The organism is Streptomyces sp. NPDC005648, from assembly GCF_040605395.1.
Lineage (GTDB): Bacteria > Actinomycetota > Actinomycetes > Streptomycetales > Streptomycetaceae > Streptomyces.
In genome coordinates this window covers 16,379-30,900 of record NZ_JBEXCS010000048.1, presented here as the reverse complement: position 1 = coordinate 30,900, position 14,522 = coordinate 16,379, and the positions used below count along the sequence as shown (strand labels likewise).

Here is a 14,522-nt window from a genome sequence, read left to right as displayed (position 1 = left end):
ACCCTCCTCCGGCCGACGAGCCTAGAGCGGGGCGGGCGGGTCTGCGGGCTGATGAACCGCGGATTAGCACGTTCGAGTGATGCGCGGGCGGGCGATCCCGTGCGGCTCAGTGGGCCACGTCGGCGGCGAGCACCTTCTTCAGCGCCTCCACGGTGCCCGGCGACTCGCGCTGGAACGCGGCGAGGTCGAGGCCGTCGTCGCCGGTCACGGTGAGCAGGGCGCGCTCGCCCACGGCCATCACGACGACATGCCCCGAGCCGCAGCGGACGACGACCTCGCGCAGCGCGCCGGTCCGGGCGGTGTCGGCCATACGGCGTGCCACCCCGAGAGTCGCCGCGGCGAGAGCGGCCACGGACTCCGGGTGCACGGTGTCGGCGTCCGCCTCGACCAGCAGGCCGTCCACGGTGGACAGGACGCTCTCGCTGACCCCCATCACCCGTTCTCGCAGCGAGGTCAGAATCCCGGTCAGGGAATCGGGTGAGGGGTTCTCGGTCATGCGATGCGCTCCTTGTTCCGGGCCGGCGGCGGCGTCAGTCGGGTTCCGGGAGAGCCCGCAGCAGTCGGCCGACGCGCTGCAGTGTTTCGATCGAGGGCTGTTCGGCGGCGAGATCTTCGGCCGACAGCATCGACAGGAGTCCGGGCGGCGGTGCCGCCGCGGCCGACACCGTGTCCCGTCGGGGCAGGGGCGGTCGTGCGGGGAGGGGTTCCCCCGGTAAGGCGGCCGGGCGACCGGGGTCGGTGTCCGGCGCGGAGTCTGAGGCAGGGGCTGATGCGGGGTCTGGTACGGAGTCTGGTGGGACGTCGGGTGGGAGGTCTGGCGTGAGATCCGGGGCCAAGTCCGGTGTGGTGGCCGCTTCTTGAGGTCGCGGTGTCCGCTCCGGCGCCTTGCGTCGCTTCACCGGCGCCTTGCGTCGCTGCCGTGGGGCTTTGCTTCTCGGTCCCGGAGTCCCAGGCTCCGGGGCCGGGCTTCTCGGTTCCGGTGTCCCAGGCTCCGGCGCCGGGCTTCTCGGTCCCGGAGTCCGAGGCTCCGGCGCCGGGCTTCTCGGTTCCGGTGTCCTGCTTCTCGGTCCCGGTTCCTCGCCCCGCTGTTCCGGTGTTCCGCGTCTCTTCCCGGACGTGTTCCCCCGTCCGTCCTTCGGGCTCACTAGCCGCCCCTCCCCTTCCGTCCCGGATCGTGTCCGGGAAGCCCGCCGCCGGGTCTGCGTCTGGGCAGCGCCGCGGTTCTCGGCGGCGGCGCGGCGGCGGACGCGTCGGTCGTCGGGACACGGGGCGCGGTGCTGGGCCGGGTGCCGGACGCGGCCCGCCGCTCCCAGCTCACCAGGCCGAGGGCTTCCAGCCGGACGAGGTCCAGCAGCACCGCGTACAGTCCACGCCCTCGTGCGAAGGCGATGTCGCGGGGTGTACGGCGGCCGTTGACGCTGTCGAGGACGCCCCGCTGCCCCGGTGTGAGCCATCCGCCGGTCCGGGCCCCGCCCGAAGGGGGGACAATCACCGGACGGACACGAGTCAGTTCGCCCGGCGGCCCCCACAGCCGCGACAGCAGCGACATACGGCGCGAGGTCTCCTCGGTCAGCCGCCGCGGCTCCACGCCCGGCTCGGCGACCAGCGCGGGTTCGGGCTCGCCCAACTCCCGGTCGCCCGGGGGGCTCAGGGCCATGGCGAAGGCGCCGTCGAAGACGGCCGCCGTGGCGACGACCTCCAGTTCGGCGGCGCCGATCAGTCCCGCGGCCACCAGATGCCCGCCGAGCCGGTCCGCGTCGGGCTGTTCGGCGCAGGCGGCCAGCCACTCCTCGTCACCGATCCGGCCCGAGGCGAGCAGCGTCGAGGTGAGGGGCGGCGCGCCCGGCGTCTCGATCGCGCCGATCAGTCCGTCACGCAGATGGATGGTGCCGCCGGGCTGCCCCGAGACCCGTACCGTCCCGGTGAAGCCGTCGTCCCGCAGCAGTTGCAGCAGCGCCGGCAGATTGCGGGCCGTGGGCGCCGTCACGCCAGCACCTCGCGGGCCCGGTCGCCCAGACTCCGCAGCGCCAGCGCCATGTTGGCGCGGTCACGGTCGAGTCCGGCGGTCAGCAGCAGCGGGTCACCGGCCGGGCGGGGCACGGCGAACAGCACCTGGAGACGGGTCGTACTGGTGGTGACCACGCTCTCCAACTCCCCCTCGGCTCCCGCCGCGCCGAGCCGTTCGGCGATGAGGGCGGCGAGCTGTGACGCCTCGGGACCGTCGCCCGCCTCGGCGAGGTCGCCCGCGGCGCCGTAGGTCAGGCCGGTGACGGCGTCGACGAGCGCGACACCGGTGACCCCGGGGGAATCGAGAAGCCGGTCCAGGGACGCCTGAAGCGCCATCACCATTTCCCCCATTCCCCCACCAAAGTTCCACGACCCACAGTACTTTGAACGTCAACTTTCACAACACCCACAAAAGTTGACGTACTGCGACCAGTGAGTCACTCAAGTTCGATCGTAGATGGCCGGACATCGACCGGTCAGCAGCACTGGGGAATTGGGGCAACAACATGAACATCGAGACCGCGCTCAAGGAAGCCATGTCCATCGAAGGCGCGCTCGGCGTCGCCCTCGTCGACTACGAGAGCGGAATGTCGCTCGGCACGCTCGGCGGCGGGCAGAACCTCGACCTCGAGCTCGCGGCGGCCGGGAACACCGAGGTCGTCCGCTCCAAGATGCGCACGCTCGCGTCGCTGCACATGGACGACACCATCGAGGACATCCTGATCACCCTCGGCCGGCAGTACCACCTGATCCGGCCTCTGGCCGGCAGCACGGGAAGTCTCTTCCTCTACCTCGCGCTGGACCGCTCCCGCGGCAACCTCGCCCTGGCCAGGCACGGACTGAAGCGGATCGAGTCCGGCCTGGAAGTCTGAACACAGGGCTGTCCGAACACAGAGCTGTCTGAACACAGAGCTCCGGAAACGGTGCTCCGAAGACGGGGCTCCGGGCCCGGAGCCCCCGACGTCCGCTGCGGTCACCCGCACGGGGTCCTGCGCCGGTCAGGACTCCTGCGGGGCCGCGGGGGCCGCGGTGATGTCGTGCTCGGGCACGGTCTGTCCGGAGCGGATCAGGTCCAGCCGCCCCAGGACCTTGGCGCGCAGGTCGCTCGGCACGTCGTCATGCCCGCAGCACCGCTTGACCAGCTTCTTCACGGCCTGCTCAAGGCCGTACTTCTCCAGGCACGGCGAGCACTCCGTGAAGTGCTGCTTGAACTTGTCGCGGTCGACGTCCGGCATCTCACTGTCGAGGAACTCGTAGAGATGGTCCAGGACTTCACTGCAGTCCGTCTCGTGCGGCTCTCCGCAGCTCATGAGCCCGAGCCTTTCGCTTCGTCCGACTCTCCGGCGCCGGCCGGGACCAGGCCGCGCTCACGCGCGTAGTCCTCGAGCATGCCGCGCAGTTGGCGGCGGCCCCGGTGCAGCCGGGACATCACCGTACCGATGGGTGTCCCCATGATGTCCGCGATCTCCTTGTAGGCAAAGCCCTCGACGTCCGCGAGATACACGGCGATGCGGAACTCCTCGGGGATCGCCTGGAGCGCTTCCTTCACGTCCGAGTCGGGCAGGTGGTCGAGCGCCTGCGACTCGGCGGAGCGCAGACCGGTCGACATGTGCGACTCGGCACGGGCGAGCTGCCAGTCCTCGATCTCCTCCGCCGCCGACCGCTGCGGCTCACGCTGCTTCTTGCGGTAGGAGTTGATGAAGGTGTTCGTGAGGATCCGGTACAGCCACGCCTTGAGGTTGGTGCCTTCACGGAACTGGTGGAAGGACGCGTACGCCTTGGCGTACGTCTCCTGCACCAGGTCCTCCGCGTCGGCCGGGTTGCGCGTCATACGCAGCGCGGCCGAGTACATCTGGTCGAGGAATTCGAGCGCGTCCCGCTCGAAGCGCGCGCTGCGCTCCGCGGTCGACTCCGCGCCGACGCCCTGGCCCTCGGGCAGCTCCGCCTGGCCGTTGTCGGCCCCTGCGTCGATCCCAGCGACCGGACCCACCTCCTCAAGATTCCGGGCAGCACCGAAACCGGTACCACCGGAATTGGAGGATAGACGACGACCCGTCCCCGCCGCCCCTCGAATCGGGGTGGTCTTGGCCGCAGTCAGCACCGTCCAGTCCAGGTCAGTGCGGCTGCTGCGGCTCGGGCAGATGGTCGAACCCATGCGGCGGACTTCCTCTCCTACGACGATCGGCGCTGGTCGTTCAGCACTTCTGTCCGCCTCAACAGAGGTCCGCTCCGCAACATTCCCGGCCCATTACCCGAGTGACCCGGTCCACTCCACCACCGCGTCCGTGATGATCGCCACGGCTTGTTCCTGAGTGATGTCGGCCCGTTTGGGCACGGCGAAGCCATGATCGCCGTACGGAACCTCGACCAGCCGGAAGTCCCCGTCGGGGAACTCCTCCGGCTTCCCGAACGGGTCGTTCCCGCCCTGTACGACGAGCGTGGGCACCCCGGATCCGAGCAGTTCCCCGGCCCGCGACCGCTCCGGCCTGCCCGGCGGGTGGAGCGGGAAGCTGAGGGCGAGCACGGCATGGGCACCCAGCTCGACGGCCGTACGACAGGCCACGCGGGCGCCTGCGCTGCGGCCCCCGGAGACGACGGGGAGCCCCGACCCGCTCACGGCGGGCCAGATTCCCCGCCACCCCACGTCCAGCGTCTTCGGGGCGGGCGCCAGCTTCTTGCCGGCCACCCGCCAGGGCTGCTCCACCAGGGCGACGGTCACACCGTGCGCCGGCAGGACGGCGGCGAGTGCCCGCAGGTCACGGGCTTCGACACCGCCCCCGGCCCCATGGCTCACCGCCAGTACCAGCCGGGGCTCCTTCGCGGGGTGCCAGGTGATGCGGGCGTCCCCCGCGTCCGTGGCGATGATCTCGGCCGTCATGTCAGAAGAGTGTGCCCTCTTCCGGCCCCTCCAGCTCCTTCAGCAGCTCCGGTCCGTTGTTGCGGACGTTGCTGACCGCCGTGGAGACCGGGTACGCGCGCATCAGTCCGGGCGGCGGGGGCGCGAGGAGCGACCGCAGGTCGTCCAGGTCGGTGCGGGACGGGTCGAGCCAGGTGTCCCAGCGGTCCGGGGTGAGCATCAGGGGCATGCGCGGGTGGATCTCGGAGAGCGAGTACGGCCCCTCGGCGGGCGCCACGGCCAGCGGGCCGGTCTCGGCCTCCGTGGTGATGACCGAACACGTCACCCACCAGGCCTGCGGATGGTCGTCCGGCAGGGTCCTGTCCCGCCAGAACTCGTACAGGCCGGCCATCGCGAACACCGACCCGTCGGCGGGCAGCACGAAGTACGGCTGCTTGCGCGGCCGCTTCTTCCTGCCCTCGACCTCCAGATCCCGCTCGTCCTTGCCGGTCACCCACTCGTAGTACCCGTCGGCCGGGATGATGCAGCGGCGCGAGGAGAAGGCCCGCTTGTAGGAGGGCTTCTCGTGGACGGTCTCGGCCCGGGCGTTGATCATCCGCGCCCCGCCCTCGGGGGTCTTCGACCAGCTCGGCACCAGTCCCCACTTCAGCTTGCGCAGCTGCCGAACCGGCCGTGGGCTGTCCGCGTCCTTCACAGGGCGGTCGAGGACGGCGTAGACCTCCTTGGTCGGGGCCACGTTGTAGTCGGGCGCGAGAACCTCCTCGGGTTCCCAACTCTCAATCTCAAAGATTCCTGCGAGATCCTCGGGCCTACGACTAGCTGCATACCGTCCGCACATACGTGCCACACTGCCAGATCCGCCGAGCCCCATGGGAGCCACCGCCGACAATGGACAGCACCGCATCCGCCTCGCTCGTCTCCCTGTGGGACCGTGTCTTCGGCACCCAGCCCGACCCGGATCTGTGGGTGGTGATCGCGACCCTGGTCGCCGCGCTCGCGGTGACCGTGCCGCACGGCGTCTGGCGCGTCTCCCGCAACGCCATCACCATCGCCCACGAAGGCGGCCACGGCCTGGTGGCGCTCCTGACCGGCCGCACCCTCACCGGGATACGCCTGCACTCCGACACCAGCGGCCTCACGGTCAGCCGGGGCAAGCCGCACGGGATCGGCATGATCCTCACCGCGGCCGCCGGCTACACGGCTCCCCCGCTCCTCGGCCTGGGCGGCGCCGCCCTTCTGGCCGTCGGCCACATCACCCTCCTGCTCTGGCTGGCCACCGCCCTGCTGGTGGCGATGCTGGTGATGATCCGCAACGCGTACGGCGCCGTGACGGTGATCGTCACCGGCGGCGCCTTCCTCCTGGTCTCCTGGCTGGCGGGCCCCCAGGTACAGGCGGCGTTCGCCTACGCGGTGGTGTGGTTCCTGCTGGTGGGAGGCGTACGGCCGGCCTTCGAGCTCCAGGCGAAGCGGATGCGGGGAGGGGCGGGCGACTCGGACGCGGACCAGCTGTCGCGCCTGACGCATGTACCGGCGGGGTTGTGGCTGTTCCTGTTCCACGCGGTGAGCCTGTGTTCACTCATCGGCGGAGGGCGCTGGCTGCTGGAGCAGTGAAGCGCCCTCGTGGCGGCTTCCCAGGGGCGCGGGACTGTACAGGAGCGGCTCCGCCGCGGGGCGCGAGCAGCCCTCACCGCGCCGCACCTTCAAAACGATGTGCCCACCCCCCTTATAAAGTGAACCCATGGCCCAAAACCCCGCCACGAACCCCGCCCTCTGGCCCGCCCCCACCGCGAGCGGAGCCGTCGACGCGACGGTCCACGTCCCGGGGTCCAAGTCGGTCACCAACCGCGCCCTGGTCCTGGCCGCGCTGGCCAGCGAGCCCGGCTGGCTGCGCCGCCCCCTGCGTTCCCGCGACACCCTGCTGATGCTGGGCGCCCTGCGCGCGATGGGCGTCGACATCGAGGAGGGGATCGGCCCCGACGGCACCGGCGAGACCTGGCGCGTCCTCCCCACCGGCCTGCACGGCCCGGCCACGGTGGACGTCGGCAACGCCGGCACGGTGATGCGTTTCCTGCCCCCCGTCGCCGCCCTCGCCGACGGCGAGATCCGCTTCGACGGCGACCCCCGCTCCTACGAGCGCCCCCTGCACGGCGTCATCGACGCCCTCCGCGTCCTCGGCGCCCGTATCGACGACGACGGCCGGGGCGCGCTGCCGCTGACCGTGTTCGGCGGCGGAGCGCTGGACGGCGGCCCGGTGGAGGTCGACGCCTCCTCGTCGTCCCAGTTCGTGAGCGCCCTCCTCCTCTCCGGCCCCCGCTTCAACCAGGGCGTGGAGGTCCGCCATGTGGGCGGCTCCCTGCCCTCGCTCCCGCACATCCGTATGACCGTCGACATGCTGCGCGCGGTCGGCGCCCAGGTGGACACGCCGGAGTCGGGCGGTGAGCCGAACGTGTGGCGGGTGACGCCGGGCGCGCTGCTGGGCCGGGACCTGACCATCGAGCCGGACCTGTCGAACGCCCAGCCGTTCCTCGCCGCCGCCCTGGTGACCGGCGGCAAGGTGGTCGTCCCCGACTGGCCCGCCCGCACCACCCAGCCCGGCGACAGGTTGCGGGAGATCTTCACCGAAATGGGCGGTTCCTGCGAACTCACCGAGTACGGCCTGGAGTTCACCGGTTCGGGTGCCGTCCATGGAATCGACGTGGACCTGGGCGAGGTCGGCGAGCTGACCCCCGGTATCGCCGCGGTGGCCGCCCTGGCCGACTCCCCCTCCACGCTCCGCGGCGTAGCCCATCTCCGCCTGCACGAGACGGACCGGCTGGCCGCGCTCACCAAGGAGATCAACGAGCTCGGCGGTGATGTCACCGAGACCGCCGACGGCCTGCACATCCGCCCGCGCCGGCTGCACGGCGGGATCTTCCACACCTACGAGGACCACCGCATGGCGACGGCCGGCGCGATCATCGGCCTGGCGGTGGAGGGCGTACAGATCGAGAACGTGGCGACCACGGCGAAGACCCTGCCGGACTTCCCCGACCTGTGGACCGGGATGCTCGGGAGCGACGGGGCTTAGGGGCGTAGGAGATGCGCCGCTACGGCAAGCACACCGACGAGGACGACATCCGCAGCCGCCCGAACCGCAAGGGCACCCGACCCCGTACGAACATCCGTCCCGCGCACGAGGACGCGGCCGAGGGCATGGTCCTCACCGTCGACCGCGGCCGGCTGACCTGTCTGGTCGAGGACCGGACGGTGCTGGCGATGAAGGCCCGCGAGCTGGGCCGCAAGGCGGCGGTGGTCGGCGACCGGGTGGCGCTCGTCGGCGATCTGTCCGGCAAGAAGGACACCCTGGCCCGCATCGTCCGCATCGAGGAGCGCAGTTCGCTGCTGCGCCGCACGGCGGACGACGACGACCCGTACGAGCGGGTGGTGGTGGCCAACGCCGACCAGTTGGCCGTCGTCACGGCCCTGGCCGACCCGGAGCCCCGCCCCCGTCTGATCGACCGCTGCCTGGTGGCGGCCTACGACGGCGGTCTGACCCCCCTGCTCGTCCTGACCAAGTCCGACCTGGCCCCACCCGACAAGCTTCTGGAGCTCTACGGCGACCTGGACATCCCGTACGTGGTCACGAGCCGCGAGGAGCTGGAGAACGGCGACGCGGCGGACCGCGTACGGGCGGAACTGGACGGCAAGATCACGGCGTTCGTGGGCCACTCGGGCGTGGGCAAGACGACCCTCGTCAACGCGCTCGTCCCCGAGGACCGCCGCCGGCTCACCGGCCATGTCAACGCGGTGACCGGCCGCGGCCGGCACACCACCACCTCCGCCCTCGCCCTCCCCCTCGACGGCGAGGACGGCTGGGTGATCGACACCCCTGGTGTCCGCTCCTTCGGCCTCGCGCACATCGACCCGTCCCGGGTCATCCACGCCTTCCCGGACCTGGTGCCCGGCACGGAGGGCTGCCCGCGCGCGTGCAGTCACGACGAGCCGGACTGCGCGCTGGACGAGTGGGTGGCCGAGGGCCACGCGGACCCCGCCCGGCTCTACTCGCTGCGCCGGCTGCTGGCGACGCGGGAGCGCAGGGAAGGCGACTGAGCGGACGTCAGGGGCTACTGACCACGGCGTTGTTTGGCGGTACCCGAGTCAGGTAAGTGCATAATCGCACCGAGCCGGACATACGGGAGGACAGCACATGGCGTGGCTGCTGGTGGTGGTGGCCGGGATGCTCGAAACGGGTTTCGCCGTGTGCCTCAAGCTCTCCCACGGCTTCACCCGACTGTGGCCGACGATCGCGTTCTGCGTCTTCGCCCTGGGCAGCTTCGGTCTCCTCACCCTCTCCCTGAAGAAACTCGACGTCGGCCCCGCCTATGCCGTCTGGACCGGTATCGGCGCGGCCGGCACCGCCATCTACGGCATGATCTTCCTGGGTGACCTGGTCTCCACCCTGAAGATCGTCTCGATCAGCTTCGTGATCATCGGAGTCATCGGCCTGCAACTCTCGGGCTCGGCGCACTAGGGTCCCGGGTGTTCCGTCCCGGTGGGTTGTGACGGCAGCGGGCGCTCACACCGTCTGGCGGGGCAGGGCCGTGCGGACCAGTTCTCCGACGCCGCCCTCTCCCGGCGGCGCGGCCACGCAGGACAGCGCCAGCCGCACCACCAGCTCGCAGGAGCGGGCCAGATCGGCCGTGTCCGCCTTGTGCGCCGCGGGTCCCGACAGCACGGCCACCGCCCGGTCCCGGACCAGCGCCACGAAGTCACCGGGCGAGGGCAGCGGGCCGTCGGCGCGGCGCTGGGCCGGTACGGCGGAGGAGGACGGGACGGCGGAGAGCGTCGGCGAGGGCAGGCGCTCGCTCCAGCACCCGGTGAGCATGGCCCGTACGAGCGCGTTCTCCCGGGCGGCCGACGCCGTCCACTCGGCGGTCGCGGTCAGCCGCTCGCGGGCGTCGCTGTGGGTGGCGAGCGCACGCTCCACCCCCGCGAGATAGCCGTCGGCCTCCCTTCTGACCAGCGCCCGGGCGAGCCCCTCCTTGCTGCCGAACTCGTTGTAGAGGGTCTGCCGGGACACTCCGGCCGCCGCGGCGACGTCCACCATCCGTACGGCGGACCACGGCCGGCGCGCCAGCGCCGTGTACGCGGCGTCCAGTAGGGATTCCCGCGCTGCAGGCATCATCGCCTCCCTGGGGCGAGCGGCTCTGCGCCCAGATTTGACGCGCACAGGGGCACTGTCAAGGGTTCGCGGGCGCGCGCGACGGCGCCCTTCGGTCACCGTGTGCCGTCAAGCTGCTGCCAAACCGTGAGCAAGGCCCGCTAGCAACGCCCCGACCATGGCGGATAGCGTTCGTTCCATGCCGGACTACCTCGACGACCTCCGTTTCGCCCACGTTCTCGCGGACGCGGCCGACGCGACGACCATGGCGCGCTTCAAGGCGCTGGACCTCAAGGTCGAGACCAAGCCGGACATGACGCCGGTCAGCGAGGCGGACAAGGCGGCGGAGGAACTCATCCGCGGCCACCTCCACCGCTCCCGCCCCCGTGACGCGATCCTCGGCGAGGAGTACGGCATCGAGGGCACGGGCCCCCGCCGCTGGGTGATCGACCCGATCGACGGCACCAAGAACTACGTACGGGGCGTCCCGGTCTGGGCCACCCTGATCTCCCTGATGGAGGCGGCCGAGGGCGGCTACCAGCCCGTCGTCGGCGTGGTCTCCGCGCCCGCGCTGGGCCGCCGCTGGTGGGCCGCCAAGGACCACGGCGCCTTCACCGGCCGCAGCCTCACCTCCGCCTCCCGGCTGCGGGTCTCACAGGTCGGCAGACTCTCGGACGCCTCCTTCGCGTACTCCTCCCTCTCCGGCTGGGAGGAGCAGGGCCGGCTGAACGGCTTCCTGGACCTCACCCGCGAGGTGTGGCGCACGCGCGCGTACGGCGACTTCTGGCCGTACATGATGGTCGCCGAGGGCGCGGTCGACCTCTGCGCCGAGCCGGAGCTCTCGCTCTGGGACATGGCCGCCAACGCGATCATCGTCACCGAGGCGGGCGGCACCTTCACCGGCCTCGACGGCCGCCCGGGCCCCCACAGCGGCAACGCGGCGGCGTCGAACGGCCTGCTGCACGACGAGTTGCTGGGGTATGTGAACCAGCGCTACTGAGCGCGCAGAGAAGACACAGATGAGCGCGCACGCCCTCAATTGGCTGCGCGCACCCCCTTGTTGACCCCCGCTTTACCTGTCACTCTGAGAGTCGCCCCACTTGTGAATTTGTGAATCCATGAACTATCGCTCCGGATTCCCCTAGGAGGTGGCTCGAACCCATGCTCGTCCGCGACGCCATGAGCACCGTGGTCCTCACCATCGGCCCCGCCCACACCCTCCGCCAGGCAGCCGCGCTGATGTCCGCCCGCCGGGTGGGCGCGGCCGTGGTCCTGGACCCCGACGCCGGCGGTATCGGCATCCTCACCGAACGCGACGTACTCAACTCGATCGGCCTCGGTCAGAGCCCGGACACCGAGCGCGCGCACGCCCACACCACCAACGACGTCGTCTTCGCCGCCCCGTCCTGGACCCTGGAGGAGGCGGCCCGCGCCATGGCCCACGGCGGCTTCCGCCATCTGATCGTCCTCGACCACGGCGAGACCGTGGGCATCGTCTCGGTCCGCGACATCATCCGCTGCTGGGCCCCGGCCCGTCAGCAGGTGGCCCTCTCCCACTAGAAGACACTCACCGGAACAAGGAGAGAAGGCGCCCACCGACCCGGGCAAGGGCTCGCATTAGACGCAGTCTAAAGTCAAACCCGTTCGCGACCTGGTCCCCTTCTGTTAGGCTGGACCGTATGAGCGACCTTCTGGAACGGCTGCGCGGACGCGGATGGCGGATGACCGCGCAGCGGCGCGTCGTGGCCGAGGTTCTCGACGGCGAGCACGTCCATCTGACGGCTGACGAGGTCCACGCCCGGGCCGTCGCCAAGCTGCCCGAGATCTCCCGGGCGACCGTCTACAACACGCTGGGCGAACTGGTCTCCCTCGGCGAGGTGCTCGAGGTCGCCACGGACAAGCGGGCCAAGCGCTACGACCCGAACGCCCACACACCCCACCACCACCTGGTCTGCGCCCAGTGCGGCGCCATCAAGGACGTCCACCCGACCGGCAACCCGCTCGCCGACCTCCCCGACTCGGAACGCTTCGGCTTCTCCGTCTCGGACGTCGAGGTCACCTACCGAGGCGTCTGCCCGAACTGCGCGGCAGCGTAACGGCGGTAACGTCGTAACACCCATCGCGAGAGCCCCGGCCCCCACGGGCGCCGGGGCTTCGCGCCGTCTACAGACATGCTGCGCCCCGGCACACGGTATCGAGGGCCGGATCTACCGGGCACAACACCGAGGGCCGGAACCCATTTCTGGATTCCGGCCCTCGGCCTTCAGTAGCGGGGACAGGATTTGAACCTGCGACCTCTGGGTTATGAGCCCAGCGAGCTACCGAGCTGCTCCACCCCGCGTCGATGAACGCAACGTTACGTCAAGGGCGCGACAGGAAGCAAATCGCTTTTCGAACCCCCGCTCACGCTCAGGCGGACAGCTCCTCGCGCAGCGCGTCGCGCAACCGGGCCGCGCGCTCCGAAACCTCCGCCGGGCCCAGGGAAACCGCCCTGTCCGCCCACCGCTGTCCCTCCGCGAGAGCCCCCTGCCGCGTGTAGACCAGGGCCAGCCGCAGCGCCGCCCGCCCGTGCCCGGCGTCGGCCGCCCGAGTCCACCACACGGCGGCCTCCGGCTCGCTGCCCTCCCGGGCCAGCAGCAGCCCCAGGTTGAAGGCGCCGTTACGGGACCCGGCCTCGGCCGCCACCCGGTACCACCGGGCCGCCTCGACCACGTCCCCGCGCGCCGCCGCCATCATCCCGACCCGGACCTGCGCCCGCCGGTGCCCCTGCGTCGCCGCCCGCTCGTACCACTCCTCGCACTCGGTCTTCTCGTGCAGCACCTCACCCAGCTCATGCGCGGGCTCCGGCGGCCGCCGTGCGTCGAGCACGGTCGCCAGCCGGTACGCCGCCTCCGCGCTGCCGCCCCCCGCGGCACAGCGCAGATGCCGCTCGGCGGCCTGCTCGTCGCCGTCGCGCAGCCGGGCCATACCGACCTGCAGCGCCGCCTCGCTGTGTCCGGCGGCGGCGGCACGCCCGTACCACCGCAGCGCGACCTCGTCCTCGCCCCGCCCCGCGAAGAGAATCCCCAGGTTGAAGGCGGCGTCCACGCTCCCGGCCTCCGCGGCCTTGGAGAACCACGGCTCGGCCCCGGTCGCGTCCCCGCCCTGCAGCAGCAGGATGGCGAGCGCGTTGGCCGCCTCCCGGTGCCCCGCGTACGCGGCACGCCGGTACCACTGCTCGGCCTGCGCGGTCCGCCCCTGCTCCGCGCAGAGCAGCCCGAGGTTGTACGCACCGTTGTCGTCCCCGGCGTCCATCGCCGCCCGGTACCACCGCTCGGCGGTCTGTGTCTCACCGCGCTCGGCGTGCAGGGCGCCCAGCGCGTTGGCGGCGTTCCCGTCCCCGTCCTGGGCGGCGCGCAGCCACCACACGGCGGCGCTCTCGGTGTCGCCGGCGTCCCGCAGCAGGAACCCCAGCGCGCAGGCGGCGCGCGCCTCGCCGTCCTTGGCGGAGGTCAGATACCAGCGCCCGGCCTCCTTGAGCTCACCGCGCTTCTCCAGGATCGCCCCGAGGTGCAGCGCGGCCCGCCGATGCCCGCGCGCGGCTGCCTGCCGGTAGAACTGCTCGGCCCGGCCCAGCAGTTCGACACCGTTGTCGGACCCGCCCTCCTCCAGACCGGCCACCTTGCGATCGAGCGCACGGGCCAGCCGGTACGCCGCCTCCCGGTGCCCCCGCTCGGCCGCGGCCCGCATCCACTCCTCGGCCCCGGCGTCCCCGCGGTGCTCCAGCAGATCGGCGAGCGCGTACGCGCCGAGCGCGTGTCCCTGTTCGGCGGACTGGCGCAGCCAGTACTCGGCGGCCGGCTCGTCCCCGCGCTCGCGGTGGTGCCGCCCGAGCGCGTGCGCGGCCGCGGCCGACCCGGCGACGGCGGCGATCCGCCACCATCCGGCGGCCTCGTCGGGGTATCCGCGCTGATGGAGCAGGACTCCCAGGTTGTTGGCGGCGGCACGGTCACCGGCCGCGGTGGCGGCACGCAGCTGGGGTTCGGCTCCGTCGAGGTCGCCACGGCGCAGCAGCAGGGCCCCGAGGACACTCATCGCCTCGACGTCGCCGGCCTCCGCGGCGAGCCGGTGACGCAGTTCCTCGGCAGCCTGCTCGGCAGCCTCCCCTGCCTCGGCCTCGTCCGGCCCGGCGGAAGGCTGCACAAATCGCCCTGTCTCGAACAGAGTTGCCTTGTCCCCCATAACGTCCATCGTCGCACCACCTGCAACCTGGGTACACCTGGTATACCGCAGCCAGTGAGGTCACTTCAGCGTTTTGTCGACATGCCCACAGAGAGACAAGTCAAACACAGTTCCCCCCACGGTCCACGGCGGCACGGGCATCCCCCACGTCGGCACATGCGTTCGCACATCACGAAGGCCCGGATCCTTGGTTGGATCCGGGCCTTCGACTTCAGTAGCGGGGACAGGATTTGAACCTGCGACCTCTGGGTTATGAGCCCAGCGAGCTACCGAGCTGCTCCACCCCGCGTCGTTGTG

General features: G+C 71.4%; 17 protein-coding genes and 2 tRNA genes. 8 read left to right on the top strand and 11 right to left on the bottom strand.

The window, feature by feature from the left end:
* Positions 1 to 106: 106 nt before the first annotated feature.
* From ABZT17_RS25795 to ABZT17_RS25785, 3 genes are all read right to left on the bottom strand, one after another.
* The gene (locus ABZT17_RS25795; protein WP_356351959.1) at positions 107 to 496 is read right to left on the bottom strand and encodes a roadblock/LC7 domain-containing protein; all 390 of its coding nucleotides are present in this window, start codon (positions 494 to 496) and stop codon (positions 107 to 109) included.
* Between the two features lie 648 nt (positions 497 to 1,144).
* The gene (locus tag ABZT17_RS25790) at positions 1,145 to 1,987 is read right to left on the bottom strand and encodes a hypothetical protein (RefSeq protein ID WP_356351958.1); all 843 of its coding nucleotides are present in this window, start codon (positions 1,985 to 1,987) and stop codon (positions 1,145 to 1,147) included.
* Positions 1,984 to 2,343, bottom strand: a complete 360-nt coding sequence (locus tag ABZT17_RS25785) for a hypothetical protein (protein ID WP_356351957.1) — start codon at positions 2,341 to 2,343, stop codon at positions 1,984 to 1,986. The genes ABZT17_RS25790 and ABZT17_RS25785 overlap by 4 nt, the downstream gene beginning before the upstream one ends.
* 170 nt (positions 2,344 to 2,513) lie before the next feature.
* Here ABZT17_RS25785 and ABZT17_RS25780 point away from each other — a divergent pair, with 170 nt between their 5' ends.
* Positions 2,514 to 2,879 carry a hypothetical protein gene (locus ABZT17_RS25780; protein ID WP_356351956.1) on the top strand — a complete coding sequence of 122 codons (366 nt, stop codon included), beginning with the start codon at positions 2,514 to 2,516 and terminating at the stop codon, positions 2,877 to 2,879.
* Between the two features lie 126 nt (positions 2,880 to 3,005).
* On the opposite strand, the gene rsrA is transcribed toward ABZT17_RS25780, so the two are convergent.
* The 4 genes from rsrA to ABZT17_RS25760 form a co-directional block, all read right to left on the bottom strand.
* Entirely contained in the window at positions 3,006 to 3,317 is a 312-nt protein-coding gene (gene rsrA / locus ABZT17_RS25775) for a mycothiol system anti-sigma-R factor (protein WP_356351955.1), read from the bottom strand.
* A complete protein-coding gene (gene sigR / locus ABZT17_RS25770) occupies positions 3,314 to 3,997 on the bottom strand; it encodes an RNA polymerase sigma factor SigR (RefSeq protein WP_356351954.1) in 684 nt (227 codons plus the stop codon). Before sigR ends, rsrA begins: the two co-directional genes overlap by 4 nt.
* Before the next feature lie 258 nt (positions 3,998 to 4,255).
* Positions 4,256 to 4,885: an alpha/beta family hydrolase gene (locus ABZT17_RS25765; RefSeq protein WP_356351953.1), complete on the bottom strand. Its 630-nt coding sequence runs from the start codon at positions 4,883 to 4,885 to the stop codon at positions 4,256 to 4,258.
* 1 nt (position 4,886) lies between these two features.
* On the bottom strand, positions 4,887 to 5,702 hold the full coding sequence (locus ABZT17_RS25760) for an SOS response-associated peptidase (RefSeq protein ID WP_356351952.1): 816 nt from the start codon (positions 5,700 to 5,702) through the stop codon (positions 4,887 to 4,889).
* 50 nt (positions 5,703 to 5,752) lie between these two features.
* On the opposite strand from ABZT17_RS25760, the gene ABZT17_RS25755 reads away from it, so the two are divergent.
* The 4 genes from ABZT17_RS25755 (at position 5,753) to ABZT17_RS25740 (ending at position 9,374) form a co-directional block, all read left to right on the top strand.
* Complete coding sequence (locus ABZT17_RS25755) at positions 5,753 to 6,475, top strand: M50 family metallopeptidase (RefSeq protein WP_356351951.1); 723 nt, start codon at positions 5,753 to 5,755, stop codon at positions 6,473 to 6,475.
* A 127-nt stretch (positions 6,476 to 6,602) separates the two neighbouring features.
* Positions 6,603 to 7,931, top strand: a complete 1,329-nt coding sequence (gene aroA, locus ABZT17_RS25750) for a 3-phosphoshikimate 1-carboxyvinyltransferase (RefSeq protein WP_356351950.1) — start codon at positions 6,603 to 6,605, stop codon at positions 7,929 to 7,931.
* A gap of 11 nt (positions 7,932 to 7,942) precedes the next feature.
* Entirely contained in the window at positions 7,943 to 8,953 is a 1,011-nt protein-coding gene (gene rsgA / locus ABZT17_RS25745; RefSeq protein ID WP_356351949.1) for a ribosome small subunit-dependent GTPase A, read from the top strand.
* A 97-nt stretch (positions 8,954 to 9,050) separates the two neighbouring features.
* Positions 9,051 to 9,374: a multidrug efflux SMR transporter gene (locus ABZT17_RS25740; protein WP_356351948.1), complete on the top strand. Its 324-nt coding sequence runs from the start codon at positions 9,051 to 9,053 to the stop codon at positions 9,372 to 9,374.
* A gap of 45 nt (positions 9,375 to 9,419) precedes the next feature.
* On the opposite strand, the gene ABZT17_RS25735 is transcribed toward ABZT17_RS25740, so the two are convergent.
* Entirely contained in the window at positions 9,420 to 10,028 is a 609-nt protein-coding gene (locus ABZT17_RS25735; RefSeq protein WP_356351947.1) for a helix-turn-helix domain-containing protein, read from the bottom strand.
* 175 nt (positions 10,029 to 10,203) lie between these two features.
* Between ABZT17_RS25735 and hisN the strand changes: the two genes are divergently transcribed.
* From hisN to ABZT17_RS25720, 3 genes are all read left to right on the top strand, one after another.
* Positions 10,204 to 11,004: a histidinol-phosphatase gene (gene hisN, locus ABZT17_RS25730; protein WP_356351946.1), complete on the top strand. Its 801-nt coding sequence runs from the start codon at positions 10,204 to 10,206 to the stop codon at positions 11,002 to 11,004.
* A 161-nt stretch (positions 11,005 to 11,165) separates the two neighbouring features.
* On the top strand, positions 11,166 to 11,564 hold the full coding sequence (locus ABZT17_RS25725; protein WP_356351945.1) for a CBS domain-containing protein: 399 nt from the start codon (positions 11,166 to 11,168) through the stop codon (positions 11,562 to 11,564).
* A 119-nt stretch (positions 11,565 to 11,683) separates the two neighbouring features.
* Positions 11,684 to 12,100, top strand: a complete 417-nt coding sequence (locus ABZT17_RS25720; RefSeq protein ID WP_356351944.1) for a Fur family transcriptional regulator — start codon at positions 11,684 to 11,686, stop codon at positions 12,098 to 12,100.
* 171 nt (positions 12,101 to 12,271) lie between these two features.
* On the opposite strand, the gene ABZT17_RS25715 is transcribed toward ABZT17_RS25720, so the two are convergent.
* From ABZT17_RS25715 to ABZT17_RS25705, 3 genes are all read right to left on the bottom strand, one after another.
* A tRNA-Met gene (locus ABZT17_RS25715) sits at positions 12,272 to 12,345 on the bottom strand.
* A 68-nt stretch (positions 12,346 to 12,413) separates the two neighbouring features.
* Entirely contained in the window at positions 12,414 to 14,234 is a 1,821-nt protein-coding gene (locus ABZT17_RS25710; RefSeq protein WP_356351943.1) for a tetratricopeptide repeat protein, read from the bottom strand.
* Positions 14,235 to 14,440: 206 nt separating this feature from the next.
* Positions 14,441 to 14,514, bottom strand: a tRNA-Met gene (locus tag ABZT17_RS25705).
* Positions 14,515 to 14,522: the final 8 nt, after the last annotated feature.